General features: G+C 42.2%; 17 protein-coding genes and 1 other RNA gene. 11 read left to right on the forward strand and 7 right to left on the reverse strand.

Annotated elements, in window-relative coordinates:
- Positions 1-23 precede the first annotated feature (23 nt).
- From PL11201_RS17550 to PL11201_RS17560, 3 genes are all read left to right on the forward strand, one after another.
- On the forward strand, positions 24-1,868 hold the full coding sequence (locus tag PL11201_RS17550) for a response regulator (protein WP_079680190.1): 1,845 nt from the start codon (positions 24-26) through the stop codon (positions 1,866-1,868).
- A 121-nt stretch (positions 1,869-1,989) separates the two neighbouring features.
- On the forward strand, positions 1,990-4,038 hold the full coding sequence (locus tag PL11201_RS17555; protein ID WP_079680191.1) for a PAS domain S-box protein: 2,049 nt from the start codon (positions 1,990-1,992) through the stop codon (positions 4,036-4,038).
- A gap of 145 nt (positions 4,039-4,183) precedes the next feature.
- On the forward strand, positions 4,184-4,405 hold the full coding sequence (locus PL11201_RS17560) for a hypothetical protein (RefSeq protein ID WP_079680192.1): 222 nt from the start codon (positions 4,184-4,186) through the stop codon (positions 4,403-4,405).
- Positions 4,406-4,546: 141 nt separating this feature from the next.
- Here PL11201_RS17560 and PL11201_RS17565 read toward each other — a convergent pair whose 3' ends face one another.
- Both PL11201_RS17565 and PL11201_RS17570 read right to left on the reverse strand, forming a co-directional pair.
- Positions 4,547-4,690 (reverse strand): chlorophyll a/b-binding protein, encoded by a 144-nt coding sequence (locus PL11201_RS17565; protein WP_079680193.1) that lies wholly within the window; start codon positions 4,688-4,690, stop codon positions 4,547-4,549.
- A 120-nt stretch (positions 4,691-4,810) separates the two neighbouring features.
- Positions 4,811-5,395, reverse strand: a complete 585-nt coding sequence (locus tag PL11201_RS17570) for a DUF3611 family protein (RefSeq protein WP_079680194.1) — start codon at positions 5,393-5,395, stop codon at positions 4,811-4,813.
- 60 nt (positions 5,396-5,455) lie between these two features.
- On the opposite strand from PL11201_RS17570, the gene PL11201_RS26885 reads away from it, so the two are divergent.
- From PL11201_RS26885 to PL11201_RS17590, 4 genes are all read left to right on the forward strand, one after another.
- Positions 5,456-5,626, forward strand: a complete 171-nt coding sequence (locus tag PL11201_RS26885) for a hypothetical protein (RefSeq protein ID WP_186440269.1) — start codon at positions 5,456-5,458, stop codon at positions 5,624-5,626.
- 301 nt (positions 5,627-5,927) lie between these two features.
- The gene (locus PL11201_RS17575) at positions 5,928-6,218 is read left to right on the forward strand and encodes a hypothetical protein (protein ID WP_079680195.1); all 291 of its coding nucleotides are present in this window, start codon (positions 5,928-5,930) and stop codon (positions 6,216-6,218) included.
- Positions 6,219-6,245: 27 nt separating this feature from the next.
- Complete coding sequence (locus PL11201_RS17580; protein WP_079680196.1) at positions 6,246-6,680, forward strand: heavy metal-responsive transcriptional regulator; 435 nt, start codon at positions 6,246-6,248, stop codon at positions 6,678-6,680.
- 623 nt (positions 6,681-7,303) lie between these two features.
- Positions 7,304-7,915: a GDSL-type esterase/lipase family protein gene (locus PL11201_RS17590; protein ID WP_234996762.1), complete on the forward strand. Its 612-nt coding sequence runs from the start codon at positions 7,304-7,306 to the stop codon at positions 7,913-7,915.
- 225 nt (positions 7,916-8,140) lie between these two features.
- Here the strand turns inward: PL11201_RS17590 and PL11201_RS17595 are convergent, their stop codons facing one another.
- Positions 8,141-13,555 carry a WD40 domain-containing protein gene (locus tag PL11201_RS17595; protein WP_079680199.1) on the reverse strand — a complete coding sequence of 1,805 codons (5,415 nt, stop codon included), beginning with the start codon at positions 13,553-13,555 and terminating at the stop codon, positions 8,141-8,143.
- A 416-nt stretch (positions 13,556-13,971) separates the two neighbouring features.
- Entirely contained in the window at positions 13,972-15,306 is a 1,335-nt protein-coding gene (locus tag PL11201_RS17600) for an AAA family ATPase (protein ID WP_234996754.1), read from the reverse strand.
- 256 nt (positions 15,307-15,562) lie between these two features.
- Between PL11201_RS17600 and PL11201_RS17605 the strand changes: the two genes are divergently transcribed.
- Entirely contained in the window at positions 15,563-16,426 is an 864-nt protein-coding gene (locus PL11201_RS17605; protein ID WP_200816808.1) for a cell division protein FtsQ/DivIB, read from the forward strand.
- A gap of 128 nt (positions 16,427-16,554) precedes the next feature.
- Positions 16,555-17,832, forward strand: a complete 1,278-nt coding sequence (ftsZ, locus tag PL11201_RS17610) for a cell division protein FtsZ (RefSeq protein ID WP_079680201.1) — start codon at positions 16,555-16,557, stop codon at positions 17,830-17,832.
- Here the strand turns inward: ftsZ and PL11201_RS17615 are convergent.
- From PL11201_RS17615 to PL11201_RS17625, 3 genes are all read right to left on the reverse strand, one after another.
- The gene (locus PL11201_RS17615) at positions 17,829-18,317 is read right to left on the reverse strand and encodes a late competence development ComFB family protein (protein ID WP_234996755.1); all 489 of its coding nucleotides are present in this window, start codon (positions 18,315-18,317) and stop codon (positions 17,829-17,831) included. The two genes, ftsZ and PL11201_RS17615, sit on opposite strands and share 4 nt — an antisense overlap.
- A 138-nt stretch (positions 18,318-18,455) precedes the next feature.
- A complete protein-coding gene (gene dndE / locus PL11201_RS17620; protein ID WP_079680202.1) occupies positions 18,456-18,857 on the reverse strand; it encodes a DNA sulfur modification protein DndE in 402 nt (133 codons plus the stop codon).
- 330 nt (positions 18,858-19,187) lie between these two features.
- Entirely contained in the window at positions 19,188-21,101 is a 1,914-nt protein-coding gene (locus tag PL11201_RS17625) for a CHASE2 domain-containing protein (RefSeq protein WP_234996756.1), read from the reverse strand.
- A 226-nt stretch (positions 21,102-21,327) separates the two neighbouring features.
- Between PL11201_RS17625 and rnpB the strand changes: the two genes are divergently transcribed.
- Positions 21,328-21,692: RNase P RNA component class A (gene rnpB / locus PL11201_RS17630), an RNA gene on the forward strand.
- Between the two features lie 57 nt (positions 21,693-21,749).
- A complete protein-coding gene (gene rnc / locus PL11201_RS17635; RefSeq protein ID WP_079680204.1) occupies positions 21,750-22,484 on the forward strand; it encodes a ribonuclease III in 735 nt (244 codons plus the stop codon).
- Positions 22,485-22,665: the final 181 nt, after the last annotated feature.

The following is a 22,665-nucleotide window of genomic DNA, read 5'->3' on the forward strand; positions in this document are numbered from 1 at the left end:
TCTCTCTCATTTCTGTTCCCTCCATGCGTGTTTTATTGGTAGAAGATGATCCGGATCTGGCTGAGACTTTGGTGGTGGCTTTAGTTCACCAAGGGTACACTGTTGACAGGGCAACAGATGGCAGGGATGGGTGGGAAAAAGCACAAAAATTGACCTATGATTTAATGATCTTAGATGTGGGATTACCCCATTTAGATGGGATTAGTTTATGTAAAAAACTGCGATCGCAAAATATTATAAATCCAATTATCTTATTAACCGCTTACAATCATCGAGAAGATAAGGTTAAAGGCTTTGATGCGGGTGCGGATGATTATGTGGTTAAACCCTTTGATATTCAGGAATTATTAGCTCGAATTCGAGCCATCTTGCGCCGACAGCAGCAAATACCCTCGACTCTCTTAGAATGGGAAAATCTACATTTGGATACAAATACCTGTGAAGTGACCTATCAACAAACTCACCTCAATTTAACCCCTAAAGAATATGGGCTATTAGAATTATTTCTCAAACATCATCAACAGGTTTTTAGTTTAGACCTCATCTTAGAAAAACTTTGGACATTTGAAGATCCCCCAACGGAAAATACTGTACGGGCGCATATTAAAGGATTAAGAAATAAACTTAAAAATGTGGGTGCCCCCTCAGATTTGATTGAAACAGTGTATGGCATAGGTTATCGTCTTAAACAACAATCTCACCCTAAAATAGAACCTAAAAAAAATAGTAAAAAATCCGAACCCAATCAAGATAAACTGAATCAAGCCATTGTTGAAATTTGGCATAGGTATCAAGGCAAAATTTTTGACCGCATTACCCTATTAGAAGAATTTTCTCTCTCCCACCAACAGGAAAAACCCGATCAAAATATTCAAAAAGCTCGACAAGAAGCCCATAAACTTGCCGGATCTTTAGGAACTTTTGGTTTAGGGGGAGGCTCAATTATCGCCAGAGAAATCGAACAACTCTGTCAAAATTCAACCTTAAACCTAGCAGAAATCACCCTCTTTCAAAAATTAGTCTCTAAACTCAAGCAGGAAGTTGAGCAATACTCTCCCGCTTCCACCAGAGAAAACTCCCAACCCACCCCGATTAAATCCGACCATCAAGTTTGGATTATTAGTCAAGATCAATTATTAATTGAATCCGTACAAATAGCCGCTAATAATTTAGGAATAAAAACCCAAATTCTCACCGATTTATCATTAATTACAGCCATCCAATTACAATCCCATAAAAAATCCTATCCTCCCCTCGTATTTTTAGATTTTGACTTCTATTTCTCCTATGAGTTATTAACCCAACTCACCCAACAAACTCCCCCGATTCCTGTGATTGTTTTAACGCAACAAAAAAACTTAACCCAACGGGTAAAAGTCGCCCAATTTGGCGGCCAAGGATTCCTAGAAAAACCCATCACCTCAGAACAAATTATTAAACTGATGATGGATACCTTTCGTCAAAACTGTAGCTTCAATGCTAAAGTTTTAATTGTTGATGATGATGCCCAGATTCTAGCCACCTTTCAAACCCTACTGGAACCTTGGGGAATTCAAACCTTTACTGTCGAAGACCCCCGAAATTTTTGGGAAATTCTCAAAACCACCACCCCAGACCTACTGATTTTAGATATTGAAATGCCCTATTTAGATGGTATTGAACTCTGTCAAATTGTTCGGGCTGACTCCCGTTGGAAAAGTTTACCCGTGATGTTCCTGACCGCCCATACCAATCGAGATCTACAACATCAAGTTTTTATGGTCGGTGCCGATGACTACTTAACAAAAACAACAGAAGCTTCTATCCTTGTTAATCGCATTTTAAATCGATTACGACGAACCCAGAGTTTACGAGAATCCTCAACCTAAGTTGAGTGGATTTTTCCCTAATCCCGATTAAAATTCACAAAACCATTGAAACTTTATTAAAATGATTAACTTTTTTCCTGAACCCGATCAAAATCAACAAAACCATTAAAACTTTATTAAAATGATTAATCAAAATTCCGAAACTGAAACTCAATTGATTGCTTCCCTACAAGCAATCAATCAGCGCTTAATTCAAGAAATTCAAGAACGAAAGCGGGTAGAAGAAGAATTGCGAGAGAGTTCAGAACGGTTGAAAACCTTAATTAATGCCATGCCGGATTTAGTCTGTTTCAAAGACGCTTCAGGACGTTGGTTAGAAGCCAATCAAGCAACCATAGAATTGTTTCAACTCCAGACCTTAGACTATCAAGGAAAATCCGATATTGAACTAGCAGAATTAGTGGCACAGTTTCAGGGTAGAACCCTCGGTCAAAATGCCTTAATCAATTTTAATAGTCAACAATCTGACCAAGAAGCCTGGAAAAACAAACAACCCTCCCAGCAGCAAGAAATTATCCCAGATGTTAATGGCAACCCTAAAATTTTTGATGTGATTAAGGTTCCTTTATTTCATCCGAATGGAGAACGAAAAGGATTAGTGATCTTAGGACGAGATATTACCGAACATCAACAAGCCGAAAATGCTTATAAACAATTAGCTGCCATTGTAGAATCCTCCGAAGATGGAATTATTGGCAAAACCTTAGAAGGACAAATTATTAGCTGGAATAACGGGGCGAAACAAATTTATGGTTACTCCGAAACTGAAGTTAAAGACTGTCCCTTTAGCTTATTAACCTTACCTGAAAGATCGAGTGAAGTGCCTCAAATTCTAGCCAGTATCCAATCCGGGGGAAGTATTGATCATTATGAAACCGTTCATATTCGTAAAGATGGACAACATATTGATGTTTCTTTAACCATTTCTCCGATGAAAGATGAACGGGGAAATATTACGGGAATCTCTACAATTTCTCGGGATATTAGTTATCAAAAAAGAATCGAAAAAACCCTAGAACAACTCCGTCATCAAAATGAGTTAATTTTAGATTCAGCCGGAGAAGGAATTTGTGGTTTAAACCAAGAGGGCAAAATCACCTTTGCTAATCCCGCTGCTGCCAGAATCACCGGATACACTGTCCGAGAATTACTGATGAGTGATTGGCAAAAAATTACCCAAGAAATGATCACTTTTTCTTCCTCTGAGACTCCCCAAAAAAACCTCTATTCCGGTTATAAATCACTAACTAATCAACAAAGTTCCCAAATTTTTGCCACCTTAGAAGATGGTTTAGTTCGTCATGTTGTTCACGAAGTTTTTTGGCATCGAAATGGGTCTTATTTCCCCGTCGAATATGTGAGCACGCCCATTCAAAACCAAGGAAAAATTATTGGGGCTGTGGTCATCTTTAAAGATATTACTGAAAGGCAAGCCATGGAAAAAATGAAAGATGAATTTATCTCCGTTGTCAGTCATGAACTTAGGACTCCTTTAACCTCAATTCATGGTGCTTTAGGATTATTAGCCAGTGGATTATTAGATACCCAACCCGAACGAGTTAAACGAATGTTTGACATTGCTGTTGCTAATACAACTCGTTTGGTTCGTTTAATTAACGATATTCTCGATTTAGAACGGATGCAGGCTGGGCAAATTACCCTCGATAAAAAATACTGTAATTTAGCCGATTTAATGGTTCAAGCGAATAATGAAATGATCGCCATGGCGGAAAAATCTGGTGTAAAGTTATCAATGAAACCCCTAGGAGTTCATCTCTGGGTCGCCCCAGACCGAATTATTCAAGTATTCACTAATTTATTAAGTAATGCGATCAGATTTTCTCATGTTGATAGTTGCATTTGGTTTGATGCCACCCTCCACCATTCCAGTCTATCCAGTTCCCGCTTGGAAGTTTTAATTACCATCAAAGACCAAGGACGGGGAATTCCCAGCGATAAACTGGAAACCATTTTTGGTCGTTTTCAACAGGTGGACGCCTCCGACTCCCGCCAGAAAGGGGGAACTGGACTGGGACTCGCTATTTGTCGCAGCATTGTGCAGCAACACGGGGGTCACATTTGGGCGGAAAGTCAATTGGGCAAGGGAAGCACCTTTTTTGTGCGTTTACCCATTGCGGCCGAAGTTGGAGAAGATATTGATTTTCAGTAATATAAAGTTTTGTAAAAAAAAACGAATTTCTATCACTATTTTTCTTTTCTTCACAAGATCTTCATACTTCCCTTTTATCCTGAATAGTGTAGTCCACCTGCACTTGCAGCCAGACTTAATGCAACTCACCTAGGAGGTGGAGATCATGCCCTCAGTCTATCTTATGCTTCTGACTTTTGCCCTGGGTTCCATCTGGATCTATACACAAACCTCTAATGATGTTCCCTTCGTTTTAGCGGGAGTGATTGGACTTATCTGCCTAGTTTGGGGGTTTGCCTTCGCCCATTGGAGTCTTCAACTTCTGATTTTACTGGGGTTGTGGCGTTTATATAAAGTTTATCTACCTGAAGAAGTTAACCTGGGTTGATCTCAATTTCCTTTGTCTATTTTGAACCGCAAAAATCCCCCAAACACTACGAATTTGAGGGATTATTGCTATTTAGGGAGTAAATGGGGTTCTGAGGTTAAGTCCTAGAACCCTTCAATGCGTTGAAAAGAATCCGAACAATTACATTAAACCTAATTGAGACAGAATCCCTTGACCGGTTAGGAATTCCGTGGCTAAACCAATAGCGAACCCTAGCATCGCTAAACGGCCATTCCAAGTCTCAGCGAAGTCTGTGAACCCAAACTTGGTATCTTTGCTTTCCATAATCAAAAACTCTCCTGTTTGCTTGAGCCAACTACATAAAAGTTAACACAAATTTCTCAAGTTTGCAACTTTTTGTTAAAAATGATTGACAAAAATCCAAAACCTTTATTTATCTGGGATTCAATTCTTGTAAATTCGATTGATCAACCACAGCGCCCCAGCAATCCCAACAAAATGAGCAAGAATCGTATGGGTATTGGCTAGAACCACGAAAAAATCCAGGGGTTGGATAAAATCCTGCAAGTTGCCAGAAGGGGAGAATAAACCCCGAGGTTGAGAGATGGCTTTTGCCAAGAGAATCCCATTAATGGCTTCTGAAGCCAGTAAGGTCACCGCCATTCCACTTAAATTACTGGTTAATCCTATACGAATGCGTTTGAAAGTTTCTCCCCGACTGGGACGGGTGATACCCGGCGCTTTCAGCCTACGGGCCAAACGAGTATAACCAAAGGCCTGAAAAATACTAAACCCCAAAATCCCCAATCCGATTAAGGCAAAGACCAAACCCCCACCAATTCCCGATGTAGAGGCCGTTGTTCCCGCCGTCCCGCGACTAAAAACTAAAATAGCGAAAAGCTGAATAATAACCGCAATTACCCATAAAACCAGTTGTGTCCAAAAGCAAATCCAGCCTGTGGTACGCAGGGCAGAGGCAACTCGTTGAACCGAATTCGGAGTCGGTGATGGGTCAGGTAGATAGGACATTTTTTATACGATCAGGGGGTAAAATCAAAATCAACGCATGAAAAACCCAAGGAATTCAATATGAACCAACCCCAACCCACAACAACCCCCAACCTCAACGAACCCAAATTTGGATTCAATCAATATGCTGAACGGTTAAATGGTCGAGCCGCCATGATTGGTTTTTTGATCACCTTGGCGATTGAATATTTTAGCGGGCAGGGTTTGTTATCCTGGCTAGGGCTGAGTTAATCTTACCAAATCGATTGATTATTGGTCATCAGTCTTCCGTTCAGGAGTGAGGGTAAATTTAGGATTTCAAGGGTTCACCAGCTGTTTTTGTGATTCACTCAAATCCAGGCTAAATAGAATCCTAAGTTTCCCCTCCATCGAGCGGATGACTAATCACCCAAATCCAGTCAATCCCTATAAATTAGGTTAAATTGGGATTAGATAAACTTTCAAGTGAAGAAGATTATAGGATAATGCTATCGGCTCCCAATCCGAGAGATTGTACTCAAGTTAACCCGTAAAAATTTAGAGTGAAATTGTGATGAATGCTTTATGGCCGCGTGTTCTCAAGTCTGCGTATCGTCGAGAACCTATTGTTAGTTTTGTGGTCACGGTGGGAACCGTAGATGCAGTGATTGGTGGGGTCAGTTCCAGTGTGTCCTTATTAAGTTTCGGCCTCTCCACCGTTGGGATCATCTTGGTTTTGCGGTGGTGGATGTGGCAAAAGTCTAAACTGCAACAAGCCGAAACCGCCCCAGAATATGCTCTCCCCCCAAGTTCTGCCCGCTCTCCCCTTCCTAGATTAACCGATAAGAATCGTTCTTCCTATTAAGTCCGTTAATAGTTGGGATTACGGAAAATGGATGCTGTGATTGCAGATGAAAGATTAAAAATCGGTGATGTCGCTCAACAAAGTGGCTTGTCGGTGAAAACCGTTCGCTATTATGAAGAAATTGGCTTGCTGGCGCCAACGGTTGAACGGTCAGACTCTGGATATCGACTGTTTGCTCCGTCGGTGATTAATCGTTTGGGTTTTGTTAGACGTGCTCAAGCTTTGGGTTTGAGTTTAAATGAAATTAGAGATATTTTAAAGGTTAGCGATCGCGGGGAACTTCCCTGTGAGGAGGTTAAACAACATTTGGCACTTAAAGTTGAGGAGATTAATCACCAAATCACAGCCTTGGAAATCTTAAAAGACGAGTTGCAACAGTTACTCAGCCACTGGCAAGATCATCCTTCATCCGTTCAGGTGAACACAACAATCTGCCCCAATATTCAGGGAGAATCCCCTTAAAAAAATCGGGAAGGAATCCGATTGATCCTTCCCGTTGCTTTGTTGATTCAGTTTATTTCTCAGGGTTTGCCGTTGTTTTTTTAGTTGTCGCGCCCTGGCAGAACCGCCTTTTCCTTTCGTATTTCTCCCTTGAGAGCGGGGAGATTCCCAACTTTTCAGGTACTGCGCCATTTTCTTTTGTTTTTTCCACACTACCCCAACATTCTACACTAATTTTTAGCTCTGTGTCAAGTCAAATAGCTGATTACTTCTGCCGCCATTCTTAACTCTTAGATATTATTAAAAAAAATCTTAAATATTATTAAAAAAAAATGAATATTTGGACTAATTAGAGTAATAATCTATACAGCAAAGGATTGCATAGATTAAAAATTCTAATCTTAAAAGTTCACTGGGAACTTTTTTAAAAAATTTATTAAGGCTACACTACAGATCAAATAAAGAAACGACTTTAGATGCAAGATATTTAGCAAAGTCTCATAACAACTAGAAAATTTCAAGTTGTTAATTTCAACCCCCTGGCTCGAATGTGACCTTATATAAAGGACTTTTCTATGCGAACCCTTTCTACTCAATATTTATCCCATTCTCCCGGGCATTATCTTTCCCCTGATGCTTCTCCCATGGGAATCGTAGCCCTCGGAGATAGTTTGATTTATGGTTTTGGTGATCCGGTTGGTGGCGGCTGGGTCGAACGTTTACGTCGTCAATGGATGTCCACGGGAAATACAGGTCATGCCCTTTATAATTTAGGAATGCGAGGCAACGGTGTGGCCCAGGTTTCACAACGACTGGAAAAAGAATGGAGTCACCGCGGACATCCACAAAATCGCCGACCGGAATTAATGATTCTTTCGGTGGGTCTGAATGATTCTCCCCGTTTAGGACGCCCTAACGGAAGGGGTTTTACAGAATTTGAACAGTGGAAAACCCAAGTGGCGCACTTATTAGATCAGGCGGTCAATCTCTGTCCCGTCGTATTTATCGGAATGGTACCTGTTGATGAAAGCAAAATGCCATTTCTTAACTGTTTTTATTATAATCACACTGACCAATATCGTTACAAAGAAGCTACAAAATCAGCCTGTGAACAACGTCAAATTCCCTATCTGGATATCTTTGATCTTTGGTTAAAACGAGGAGAAAATTGGCTGCGACTAAACCTGAGTGCCGATGGTCTTCATCCCAATGTCCGAGGATATCAAGCCCTATTACATGACATCCTCAACTGGTAATCAGTTATCAGTCAACAGTTATCAGTTATCAGTTTAAGAGTTATCAGTTATCAGTTATTAGTTACCAGAACACCGAAACACCGGAACAGTAAGTAGTGAATGAGTTGGTTGGATTTGGAATTGTCCTAACTGTAATGGGTAGCGCTATACCACCGATAATAACTCCCAAACTGATAACTCCCAAACTGATAACTTCTAAACTGATAACTTCTAAACTGATAACTTCTAAACTGATAACTGATAACTGATAACTGATGACTGATTACAAAGATCGCGATCGCTCGTTTGGACTTTAGGATTAGTTCGGAGATAATCATGAACCCAATCACAAGCACGATCAATCAAATTATCTAAATCCAGATTCCACATAATTAATGTACGATCCCGACTAGCAGAAACCAAAACCCGACCATCGGGACTAAAACTAATCCCCATCACACTATCCCGATGTCCTACCAGGGTTTTCAGTAAAGTGCCGTCATCACGACTCCACAACTTCACCGTACCATCGTAACTCGCCGAAGCAATTAACTGACTATCTGGACTAAACACCACACTGGTCACACTATCACTTGATCCCTTTAACAGCGTCTTCAGATAGTTCCCCCGATTATCCCAAAGTTTAACCGTATTGTCATAGCCAGCAGAAGCAATAAATTGACCATCGGGACTAAAACTGATACTCAGAACATAACCCTGATCAGCCATAATCGTCTTTAACAACTTTCCCTGATCATCCCAAAGTTTAATCGTCCCATCATCACTAGAAGTAACAATCTTCTCCCCATTCGGACTAAAGGTAACACTATTAACCCAGGAACGATGTCCGATCAGAGTGTGTAATAATTTACCCTGCCGACTCCACAATTTCACTGTTTTATCCTTACTAGCTGTAGCAATTTGTTCGGCATTGGGACTGAATGTGATACTAATAATGCTATCGTCATGACCAATCCAAGTCTGAAGCAGTTGAATAGATTCCATCGAAACCCGGTTTTTTGTTTGGGGCAAAGTCGCGTCGTGAGCCCCATTTGACAAGCCCATTAAACTGCTTCTACTTCGCTCAGGAGAGCCTTGTCGAAGGGACAATTTTAATTTTGCTGCACCCCAAAGACTAAAATGATCAGGCAATTTAAACAAACCCCCACGGGATTTTTCTGAGCTTTCTAAATCAGAACTCAGTTTCCACAATTTCACCGTCCGGTCAAAGCCCGCCGTCGCTAAAAGTTCTCCATCGGGACTAAAACTCACCGTCGTTACCCGGTTTTGATGCCCGGCTAAGGTGGTCAATAATGCCCCTGTCCGGCTCCAAAGTTTCACCGTTGTGTCCTGACTCGCCGATGCAAACATCTCACCATTGGGGCTAAAACTCACCCCTAAAACCCGATTTTGATGTCCCGTCAGGGTTTTGAGGGGAATTAAATCTGAACTCCAGAGTTTCACCGTTTTGTCATAACTTGAGGAGACTAAAGTTTTGCCATCTGGGGAAAATTGAATATTCGTCACCTTATCCCCATGTCCTTGCCACTGCTTTAAGAGAGTTCCCTCCACCGTCCATAAATAGATATTTTTATTGTCCGTAGAAGTTGCCAACAGTTTACTATCGGGAGAAAAATTCACCCCATACACATTAGAACGATCTCCTTTGAAAGTTTTTAAAAGTTGACCATGAGGAGTCCACAATTTCACCGTTTGATCTTGTCCTACCGTAGCAATTAGTTGACCATTGGGAGAATAACTCACCTTATAGACGGTTTTATTCGGATTAGCTGTATGATCCAAAGTGTGGAGTACCGTTCCATCCAGTTTTAGCAGTTTTACCGTCCCATCGGCTGCCGCGATCGCTAAAACCTGACCATCGGGGCTAAAAGCCACCCAGGTTAAAGGAGCCGCAGCCCGATAGACCGTTCGCAATAAAGTCCCCTCTCGACTCCATAATTTTAATCGACGATCATCGGACACCGAAGCGATTAAACGGCCATCGGGCGAAAACGTCACTGCGGAAACACCCTGGCGATGGGCTTGGAGAGTAACGGTCGTGACCGGCCCTTTGATTGTCGATAAGGCTGCGACGGGCCAAAGTTTAATCGTCCCATCTTGAGAAGATGAGGCGATCATTTGACTATCGGGACTGAAACTGACACTGGTGACACTTCCTCGATGACCGATTAGGGTTCGCAGCAGTTGACCCTCGGGTGTCCACAATTTCACCGTTTTATCCACACTCCCAGAAACAATATAATTGCCGTCGGGACTAAAGGAAACATCCCAAACCACATCCTGATGTCCTTCTAAACGGTTATGTTCGGTTGTTCCATAGACCGCCTGTTGCAAGGTAGCCGCAATTCGAGTTTCTATGGTTTTGAGTTCCGACTGCTCTTGGGTTATGGCTTTTAACCGTTGAAATTGCCGAGCCGCCCTTAAACTTTCCAGGAGAGCATCAAATTTATATTGGGAGAAAAATAGGGCGTCGGAAGCGGCCGTTAAGGTGGCTAAATCGGCAATTTGCTTTTGCCCGTCGGCCCGTCGTTGTTGATAGGTGGCTAGTTTTGTAGTAAAACCCAATAACAGGGCAACAATGATCGATACTCCTAACAATTGTTGTAACCGTTGATTACGCTGCAACAGTTGCTCCCGACTCATTTTTTTTAAAGCTGCTTCCGCCTTTGATTTTTCAGATTGGGCTTTGTGTAACCGTTGCTGAATATCGTGCTGGCGCTGTTTTTCCTGTAGTCCGTAGCGCTGTCGAATTGGCAGGACTAAATAATCATGTAAAAGTTGATATCGATCTTCAGGTTCTTCCCGTCTTCTTAATAGCAACCCTGATTCTAAAATGATATCAATAAACGCTTCTGCTTCTTCCTGATCTTGTATATTTTCTCTGAGTTGTTGACCATAAATTCCACAATCCAAATTAAACCTCCCCCTACCCTGTNCTGCCTCCCCTGCTCCCCCAACTCCTCCAACTCTCCTCGCAGTTGTAATTAATTCTGCTTTAGTTCTAATCGGACGAGTAAATTTTTCATCTGTTAGGGTAAATAAAACTTCCCAAGCTGCATCTTCATTGATACTTCCACAATCTTTGATCACCTGTTCAATGGAATGTTTAATTAATTCAGTTTTAGGACTAGTTCCTAATTGTTTATAGGCGGTTAAGGTGGTAATTCCATGGTCTCCTTCTTCCTGAAGTTGCGCTCCGACAACTTGCAATTCAATCGGGCGAATTTCCTGCCGTTCATCGGCTAAATCTGTGACTAAAGCATCAATTAAACCTGGCTCTAATTGGAGTTTAGCCCGTTGGGTTAAGCGCTCAATTACGGTTTTTGCTTCCGCTAAAGTAAAATCTCGCAAATGATAGCGATTTTTTTTATCGAGAATATTATTATTAATGGCATCCAAATTAATTAATTGATCACATTCTAAGAGATGATGCAAATAATCTTCCCTGAGAGAAAAAATTATTTTTACATAGGGTAAATCTAAGCAAATTTTGAGAAAATCATAAAATATTTTTCGCTTTTCCTGATGACAATGGGAGACAAAAAAGAATTCCTCAAACTGATCAAAAATTAAAACTGTGAGTAAATTTCTTTCGGCATTTTCGGTGAGTTGTTTCAAAACAAAAGAGGAAGGATGCAGAATAAAAGCTGCCGGATATTCTTGATCAATTTGATTAGGATTGCGATTATTCCAATCTTGAATAGAGGATTGGGCTATCACTTTATACCAAAGTTTTTTGATTGACTCGTGGGGATATTTAAAGGAATCACAATTTAATAAGGCACTCGCTAAACTTCTTTCTAATTCTCGATTCCAATTCATATATCCTTGAATCACCACGGGCAAACAATCCCGCGCACTAATTGCCGTATTCTTTAAAGCTGGAACTAAACCCGCATTCACTAAAGAACTTTTACCCACCCCAGAACGGCCATGAATAATAATCAATTTATGATCATCACGACTTAATCGATGCAGCAAGTTCTGAATATCATGTTGGCGACAGGATGCCATCATTTCTTCCGCAATCGTAACGACATTTTCTCCTCGGGTACTAGAGGGATTAATCGCTTGTTTTGGAGGTTGCAGTTGGGCGGCTCCAATGAAGGCACGAAACCCATATTGATGCTGAAGTTCCCGTTGTTTTTTCTTGATTCTAAAAGATTGACGATACTGACCTTGCTGATACTCAATATTGCGTAATTCCTCCAAAATATCCAGATACAACTGAGGATTATATTGGGGTTCTATTTGGGTCAAAGCTAATTCTAATTTCTGCTTTGCCTGTTGCCATTCTCCCTGATATTGATAACAACGGGCTAATAATAATAAACACTGTGCTTGACTCACCGTAGGTTTCCCAGATGGTAAAATCGTTAAAGCCAATTTTGCTAACATCAAAGCCCGATGCCATTCTGAACGTTTTAGGGCTACCTCCGCCATAAATACATAATCTTGAGCCAATTGACTCGACGTGCCATAAACCAAGTGCATTTTTACGCCCCCCAGGGCTAATTCTTGCAACATTTCCCATAATTGTAAGCGTTGCAATACTTCACCTAAAGGGGAAATCACTCCCGCCACTAAATCAGGGCGTCCGGCTTGTTGAAAAATTTGCTGACTTTGTTCAAAATAGCGTTTGGCTTCTGCTAATAAAACCTGAACTAAGTTGGGATTTCGAGTGGCTTGAATACAATAGGTTAAAGCAATATGAAACAATACAATTCCCTGACGTTCCCTTAAACAAAACACAAGTGGGCGGGAAGTCTGGGGGGCCATCACAGCCAGGGACAGTCCGACACCGGAGATTTGACCGGGGAGTTCACCTTGGGCGGTATAACCTCGTAAACCCGCCTCGTGTTGCAGCAGGGCTAAACTCTGTTGATAATGTTGGCGGGCAATTTCGATGTGGTCATGGGCATCGCAATCTTGACCCAAAATAAACTGACGACTGGCTTCTAAAGCGGGTTCTAACTCATAACCTCGATTTTGTAAATCCTGCCAATGGAGTTCTAATTCTCGCCGTCGGTTGGAACCCACGCCAAAATCAGACGGAGAACTACGCGATACGGTCGATTTAAACACCTGTTGGGTTTTGGGTTCCCAGGCTTTGATTTTTAATTCTGCTAGGGTAAATAGGGTATTGGCTTGTAATTTTAAGTAATCTAATAATTCAGTCGTGGTTAATTCAAATTTAATCGTGGCCGCAGCCCAACTTTTAAAATCAGGGGCTAAACGAATTAGACCCGTGGCGATATCATCGGTAATCCAAATAATAATCGGAAAATTAAATTGTTTTCTAAATTCATCCCGAACCTGATTGGTTGAACTCAGAAGAATATCCAGATTTTCCACGGTTTCTAACCCTAAAATCATTAGTGCCGAGGGAGTATTTTTCTCGGCCCTTTCTAATAAGGTTGTATAGAGAGTTTGGGTATGAGGAGATAAAATTAAAGGCTCAATCTCAATGGCAGAATCAAGCTGTACAGCCTGTAGAACTTTTTGTCTGAGTTGACTGGAATTGCATCGAACCAAAACTAAGGAAAACTGACCTTGGGACAAGGATACAGCGCGTAACAATCGATTCAAACCTCGTTCATTCACAGAGGCTACTATTTTGGGGTCAACAAGTTTATCCATGGTAAAACGGCACATTAATGATAATTACAATGAGTATTTTAGAGTATCAATACTCTCATTCGCTTCTGTTCCCAAAAGCCAATATTTCAGATTTGGAAAATTGGGCATCTGATCCCAAAACAAATTTGAACACTTCAAAAATTAGTTGAGTGCTTAAATGTTATTTAATCTTTAATATCTTTATATTCCCTTTATATAAATTTAGCTCGTCAGGTTAGAATTGGCAAGAAAATAAACAAAAAAAAATATATCCCCCATTTTTTTGTAAATTGGACTACTAATTAATAGGTAATTACGAATTACGAATTACGAATTACGAATGGGTAATGGGTAATAGAAAGAGTTTACCTCCCCCTGCTCCCCCTGCTCCCCCTGCTCCCCCTACTCCCCCTGCTCCCCCTGCTCCCATACCTCAGTTAAGCGGTTTTATTCAGGGAATTGACCGATAATTTGTATTGACTACTCTCCGTCAAAGCGGGATTAATTCCAAACCAACGCCCCTCTTGATCCCGATATTCAAATACAAACATACTTCGGAGTAGGGTTTGACATTCATCTTCCCCTGTCACCTTTTGGGTTTTAACTACTCGTAACAATAACTCCCATTCTTCCTGATTAATTGCCCCTAAAAGATCATCTCGATATTCTTGAATCACCTGTTCCAAACAAGCCCGGGTAAAAGGTGGATCTTCTTGTTGTAAACAACTGTACATCAACATCAATAGACGTCGAATATGGCCGCCACTAATTAAACACAAACGATCCAAAGTTTCGGGACTATCAAATAAACTAGAAATCAACAGAAAACGATCTTCGGCTGCCAGATCAGGAAACGCCCGAGCTAATACCATTTGTTGTAATTTTAGCATCCCGGCGGGATTTTCTGCCCCATCGCGTAAACGTACCGGAACCATCGGTAAAACCTTGGGTTTGACTCCAAATCGACTCGACAGGCGATCATAATCATTAGAAAACATCAAGGTCAAGGGAATAGTAAAAACCACATGACAATTGAGGCGTTTGAGTTGTTCGCCGCGATCGACAAATAGATATTCCGGTTGAGTTCTGCCCCAGGGTTTAGGAGAGTTATCAATTCGATCTAAATTATCGACAATCACGACAATGCCCTTTTTTCCTTTGGCTTGTAACGCCGTATTAGCCCGTCCCAATAATTCATCATTAATGGCATCTAAAATATTACTGGTACGCGGTTCTAAATATTGTCGTAACTGGGAACGTAATTTAGGAGAATCCTTGGTTTTGGCTGTAATTCTAGCAATTCCTACGGATAATTCAGCCTCGGCCGAGAGTTGAATCGGGGTTTGCATTAACTCGGAAATTTCGGTAAATAAGTTAGCAAAATATCCGGGTTTGAGACGAATTTGATCCCCTTCTAAACTTTCACTCACCTGACGAGCAATCATTAATAAAACATCACTGATATCCACATCCGCCATATCGAGATTTTGAGAGGATTCAAAGTAAACGACATGATATCCCTGATGTTCTAATAAATCTTTCAGACGAAATAATTCAGTCGATTTCCCACAGCCTATATGACCGCTAAATAATTGACAAGTTGGTTCATCATGGGACAACAAAGTAATGGTGCGACTCAATTCTCGAATAATATCGCTACCCCGGACGGAGGAAAAATCGATGTAATACTTTCGATCTTCCGGGTTCGCCATGTCGATGGTCTTACTGGGGTTACAGGCTTTATAAAATCTGCCTAAGTCAAGCTCGATCACAATTAGACTCTTAACCTCTGTATCAATTGAATAGATAGATGATTCGGGTATTATTCTATCTGCGGAAGCTGAGTTTCAGGGTGGGGGGGATCGGGGGTAGGGGGGATAATCAGTTATTAGTTATTGGTTATCAGTTATCAGTTATTAGTTATTAGTTATCGGTAAAGAAATCCCCAAAGCAATTAGAAATAGGGGGATACAGAATATGCTAAATTGTTGGCGGTGACCAGTGGTGAGGAGGAAAATCGGGCCGCTTATGGGCAATCTGACCAATATTGACTCTCTTTCAACCCGTCAATTAGGACGTCGCCGCCAGCAGTTACGACGTCAACGTCGTCTAAAGTTAGTTCAACTGTTATGGCAAACCATGGCACTGGGGACTCTGACAGGAAGCCTGTTTTGGCTGATTAACCAACCCTTCTGGTTTATTCGCCAACCTGAACAAATCAAAGTCGAAGGCAATCAGCTATTATCCGATCGAGCGGTTCGTTCCTTAATACCGCTATCCTATCCTCAGTCTTTATGGAAAATCCAGCCCCAGGTCTTAGCCTCGGGCTTGGAATCACGAGGTCAGATTGCCTCTGCCTCTGTCACCCGTGAATTATTCCCCCCCAGTTTAACGGTTAATATTCGAGAACGAAAGCCTGTAGCGATCGCCCATCCCGCCTCTACCCCTTCTCCTATCGAAGCAAATAACGCCATAGGATGGTTAGATGCCACCGGGGACTGGATGCCGTTAGAAAACTATACGGAATTAGAAAAATCCCAAAAACTCCCCACCCTCAAGGTAATTGGCAACTTCAAGCAGTATCATTCTTACTGGCCACCAGTTTATCAAGCTATCAGTCACAGTCCGGTGAAAATCTCCCAAATCAATTGGGAAGATCCAAATAATCTGATTCTGGAGACAGAAATTGGTACAGTTCATTTGGGCCCCTATACCTCCAAATTCCCGGAACAGTTGCGGATGATTGATCGCATGAGGAATATCCCCCAACAGGTAGATCGGACTCAGATGATGTATTTTGATCTAAAAAATCCCAACCAACCCCTACTCCAAATGCAACCCGAAAGCACCGATAAAAGCAGATTACTCGAGGACAAGTCTACCTCGAACTAACAGACCGATCGCTTGGGAAAGAATAACTCTCCTCCGGGACTTGGTTTCTAATCCAACTTACCTTATATTATTTGTGTTTATTTGGTTTAAAGTGATAGAACCGTTATTCATCTACTCCCCCTATTAAAATGACAGTTAAGAATAATCTGGGGTCAACCCTTGGCAATTCTGATGCTGAAGGAAAAGCGAATCCCTGGTTGACAGAAGATTCCGCCAATCCATTCCGTAGAAAAGAACTAATAGTTAACCCTAATAACGATTCTAAAGATATGCCCCGTGAAGATTCTTGGAGTGGCGATATTATTCCGAGCAATGCTGCAAAGATCAAAGTCATTGGTGTAGGTGGCAGTGGCGGTAATGCCGTTAACCGCATGATTGATAGCCAGGTTGCCGGAATTGAGTTTTGGTCAATGAATACCGATGCCCAGGCTTTAACCCTATCTAAAGCCCAAAAACGTCTACAAGTGGGCCAGAAATTAACTAAGGGGTTAGGAGCAGGTGGAAACCCGGCCATCGGTCAAAAAGCAGCCGAAGAATCCCGGGAAGAAATTCAGAAAGCCTTGGAAGGGGCTGATTTAGTCTTTATTACCGCCGGGTTAGGAGGAGGAACAGGGACGGGTGGAGCACCCGTGGTTGCGGAGGTGGCGAAGGAACTCGGAGCTTTAACTATTGGGGTGGTGACCCGTCCTTTTCACTTTGAAGGCAAACGCCGAATTTCCCAAGCCGATGAGGGAATCGCCGCATTACAATCGAGGGTTGATACCTTGATCGTGATTCCGAATAATAAGTTATTAGAGGTGATCGCCGAACAAACCCCCGTGCAGGAAGCCTTCCGTTATGCCGATGATGTCCTTCGTCAAGGGGTACAGGGGATTTCGGATATTATTACGATTCCGGGGCTAGTGAACGTCGATTTTGCCGACGTGCGGGCGGTGATGGCCGATGCCGGGTCTGCCCTATTAGGAATTGGCATTGCTTCTGGGAAATCCCGGGCTAGAGAAGCCGCCGTAGCCGCGATCGCCTCGCCTTTATTAGAATCTTCTATTGACGGAGCCAAGGGTGTCGTATTTAATATTACCGGAGGCACGGATTTAACCTTACATGAGGTGAACGCAGCAGCCGAAACCATCTATGAAGTGGTTGATCCCAATGCCAATATTATTTTTGGGGCGGTGATCGATGAACGGATGCAGGGAGAGGTGAAAATTACGGTAATTGCCACCGGGTTCTCGGGGGAAAACAAAAGTGCTATCCCCGTGGCTCGGACGACCAGCGTACCCCAAAGCAATATTCCAGCTATTCCGGCTCCAGTTAACCCCAACCAACCCCCAACCCCCGCCAGTCCCAGTCAACCAGGTTTGGATATTCCTGACTTCCTGCGACGCCGACGTCCTCCCAATCGTTAACCCATCCATCCATCCCGAATCGAGGCTTCCTTGCGCGAGTAATTATCGGCAAAAGCACGGTGACGGTGGGCAGCTTTCTGATTCAGCCCAGGGGGAGGGGGTACAGGGGATTCAGCAGCATGACGGGGCAAAATTTGGTGGGCAGCCTCTGGTTTTGGACTCTCCTCCTTCACCGGGGTGGATTCTTCCGGGGATAATGGGGTTGAGTGTCGTAGCAAGTCCCGTTGGACGGCTGCGATCGCCTGTCGGACTGCGGTTTTAATCGGGGCATGGAATTCTTCCCTTCCCCTCTTAAGTTGCTGTATCCAACCTTCTTGTGAAGAAGCATAAAGGGGTGGCAAACGGTTGAGAGCATAGGTTTCAACTTCAACTCGTTTAATGTATTGGCAGAGTCGAGGAGCCAGGGAAGCTAATTGAATCTTGACTTCCTGGGCAACTAAGTCTTCCATCACATTATGATATCTGCGGTTAGAATCTATAGTCATAGTATTCACCGTTCCAGATTCTGTATTCAGTATGATCACGGAGATTATCCTCTAGCTTCTAGTTTAACAATTTTCCTGGGCGCGGCGAGTTCCCCTAGAAAATCTAGGAGAGAACATGGTCGTGCTGCACTCTACTATTTACGGGGTAACAGGATTTTGGGCGTGGGTGAGGGTGATTAAATCTTCAATCTGTTTGAGATTTGGATCACCTGCTAGGTAACTAATTCCCCGATGCAGGTGCAGGCGGAACTGGGTGGCGAGGGTTTCTGCATCGGTTTCCAAATGGTCATTATGGCAACGTTGCTTCAGGGCTAGGGTGAATAAATCACCCATCTCTCCCCCAAAGACTTGCCAGGTCATTTCCACGTTACTATCGGCGGGGATGGGAACCGGGGAGGGAATGGTTGACTCGGCTAGGGAACGGCACAACGCCCAACGGCAAAGGATGTTCCAGTTATCTATTTTGGTAATTCGTTTGAGTTTGGTTAGCTGCTCCTTCGCTGTTTGGGATAGCCGAATTCGCTCTACGGGGGGTTCCATTGGTTCAGTGATCAGTTATCAGTGTGGGAGTTGTCATTGCCCATTGCCTATCTCCTATTCCGTTCTTAATATGGGAATCTACGGATTTCAGATTGATATACTAAGCATTTTATACCTGAAACCTGAGAAAGTGTTCCCCAGTATTGAGACTTCTTTACAAAATCTTGATTAAAAATGGACTTTTGTTAAGTTTTAGTTAATATAGCAAGAGGCAATAGGGAATAGGCAATCTCGCTTCGCTATGGGTAAATACTTACTGTGAGCAGCTTTTAGCTTTCAAGAATGTCCTAATAGATGTGGCGACTGCTGTACCACAAGTATCGGTCAGAATTAGATTTTTCGCCTTTTTTTCCAGCCGATAACCCGGTAAATATCAACCATTTCTTGTCTTCCTTTCAGTGGTATTAGTCCCCAAGATTCAACTTCAAAACTGTCCGCAATATATTGTAAAGTTTGGTAAGCAATTAAAATTCGACAAATACCCGGTTGTCGATCTTTTTCACAACTTTCTAAACGGGAGGCAATATTAACACTATCTCCCAATAAACCATATTCTAAGCGTTCTTTTCCTCCCAAACTTCCGGCGACAATCGGGCCAGTAAAAATACCAACTCGCATCGAAATTTCGGGGAAGTTGCGGTTTTTCCAATCTTGATTTAACCGCTTTAAATGGTCTTCAATGGTCAAAGCACAGGCAACCGCATTATAAGCATCTTCAGCAATAGATTCCTGGTTTTTCCGAGCGAGGGGAACGCCAAAGGCTGCCATAATTCCGTCCCCGGTAAACTTATTAATAATACCATGATGGGTTTGGACACATTGGGTTAAAACGGATAAATATTCATTTAACCATTCCATTAAGGTTTCTGGGGGCATTTCTTCAGAAACGGTACTAAAATTTCTAATATCACTAAATAGAATAGTGGCAATTAACTTTTGACCGGGTAATTTTCCATCTTCCAATAAACGATCGCGACTATTCCATAAAGCATTCGCAATTTCCGGTGAGGTATTTTGTCCTAATAATCGCATCACAATTTGTTGCTGACGTTGGGCTTGAAATGCACGGTAACCAGTAACAGTACCACTGGTAAATATAAGGGCCAAACCAGGAGTTGTAGTGGGAACCCAACGGTTATGTAAAAATAGGAAAAAACTTAATCCAAATAAAACACCGACTAAAAATGGATTCCCTAGGGTAATAATCAAAGGATTTCGACTTGACCAAGCTAAGGTGGCTCCGATTAAACCCCAACTACAAATCCATAAAAGTTCTCCCCATTGTTCCCAAAAAACAAATAAATCGCGCTGACCTAAAACCGCATCTAAAATTTGACTCACCATTTGAGCATGAACGATAACTCCTGGCATTTTAAAGGCATTCTTTTCCGCCGGACTATAGGGAGTTAGAAATAAATCTTTGCCACTGGGAGCTAATGTACCAATTAAAACAATTTTATCTTTAATCCAGTTTTCGGGAAGGGTTTGATCTAAAAATTCTGTTAAACTAATCATTCTGGCAACATGATTAGCAGCCCGATAATTTAATAGAATTTGATAGCCTTGATCATCAATGGTTTGATAACCGCCAGAATTTCGAGATAATGGAACAAATTCAGCCTTTCCCCAAGTAATAAAATTAGGATCTCCCTGATTATTAGCGGGTGCAATTCCTAGGGACAATAAATACTGCAATGCCATTCTTAAAGAGAATGAATAAAAAGTGCCATCTGGGGTACTAGCAAACATCAAATTTCGACGAATGACATTATCGGGGTCAAGCAATAAATCATTAAAACCGACTCTTTCATCAGAAATATTAGGCGGTGCCGGGATGCTTTTTATTTCACTATATCCTAAATTACTAATCACAATTACATTATCGGAAATTTGAAGTTGTTTCTGAAATTTATCATATCCGGGTTCATATCTAATATCACGATAAAGATCCAAACCAATAACTTTAGGGTTATATTCAGATAGTTTTTCTAATAATCGTGCAATCACTTCATCGGACAGAGGCCAACGCTCAAGTTTTTGAATATCTTCTTCGGTAATTCCGATCACCACTAATCGAGGATCAGCTGCTAAAGCCGGACGCAATCTGACCAGTTGATCATAAGCGACTAATTCTAAGGGTTGTAACCAACCTAAATAATAAATTCCCAAGAGTACAGATAACACAAAAATTGTGGCGATAATTACGGCAGAAATCTCCGATAGATCAAGCCACTTATTGCTCAATTTATTAATTCTTAAAATACTCACAATAATCAGTGATCAGTAAATAGTTATCAGTTATCGGTCATCCGTCGTCAGTGAAATAAATAAAATCGGGACTTTACTAATCAATTATAACTTTAGATTGCCTCCTAACTGAGTAGAGAGGTGTCATAGCACGTCTTTACACTGATTACCGATCACTGATTACTGATCACTGATTTTGCAGTAGTATGGGATAGGGGGGTTCATAGTCAGCGCAGGCGATTACGGACTACAGTGAGTAGTCTGAGGAAAGTCCGGGCTCCCGAAAGACCAAACTTGCTGGGTAACGCCCAGTGCGAGCGATCGTGAGGATAGTGCCACAGAAAAATACCGCCTTCGGGTAAGGGTGCAAAGGTGCGGTAAGAGCGCACCAGCAACGTCGTGAGGCGTTGGCTCGGTAAACCCCGGTTGGGAGCAAGGTCGGAGGAACTAGGGTTGGTCTTTTTCCCGTTTCGTTAATAGTGGTACCGCTAGAGGTGTTTGGTAACAGACATCCCAGATAGATAATCGCCGTTGGTGTGCTAATTCTAGCCACCAATAACAGAACCCGGCTTATGTCTGACTCTGAACTCCCCCTAATTTTTTCCCCTACAGTGAGTCCTATTTTCGCTCTTACTACCAAAATCTATGACTATTGGCTATCCAAATCGAAAACGCCAGTTGCAAAAGCTGATTCAACGTTTGGGACTCCCGGCTCATCTCCCGATTCGATGGGATTTGTTGGACTTGGCCCTCACTCACCCGACACTTTCCGCCGAGGCTAATTATGAACAATTGGAGTTTGTCGGGGATTCGGTGGTGAGATTGGCGGCGTCTGAGTTGCTCTATGAAGTTTATCCTGACTGTCCAGTGGGAGAATTTGCGGCAATTCGTTCGATTTTGGTGAGCGATCGCACTTTGGCTGAAATTGCTGATCAGTATGGGTTTGGTACGTTTTTACTGGCAGCCGGGAGCGCGATTCGAGACAAGGCGGGGGAAGAATCCCGTCTAGCGGACTGTTTTGAAGCAGTCTTGGCGAGTTTATATCTGAGTAGCCAGAATTTAACCTTAATTCGTCCTTGGTTAGATTCCCATTTTCGCGATCGCGCTGCCAAAATTATCCGTGATCCAGCCCGAAATAATTATAAAGCGGCTCTACAGGAATGGACACAAAGCCATTATAAAGTTTTACCTGAATATAAAGTCCAGCAAAATCGCCAAATTCATAATGATGAGGGGCGTTTTACGGCGGTGGTTTGGTTACAAGGTCGTCAACTGGGAGAGGGTACCGGACGCTCAATTAAAGCCGCGGAACAGGCGGCGGCGGAAGTGGCTTTTCTTTCTGTGGTAGAAACTCAAAAACCCGCCGGGATTAAGCGATAAAAACAAGAAAAATCACCAAATAAACAATCAGCAATTGATCTCATATAGAATCCTTTAAAAATGAATTACCATCGGAAACTAGAATAATTGTTGGTATTATTAAGACGATGGAAGAATAAATCCCCATTCCCCATTCCCCATTCCCCATTCCCCATTCCCCATTCCCCCTTCCCCATTTCCC

The sequence above is a fragment of the Planktothrix sp. PCC 11201 genome (genome assembly GCF_900009135.1).
In the GTDB taxonomy this organism is placed as follows: Bacteria; Cyanobacteriota; Cyanobacteriia; order Cyanobacteriales; family Microcoleaceae; genus Planktothrix.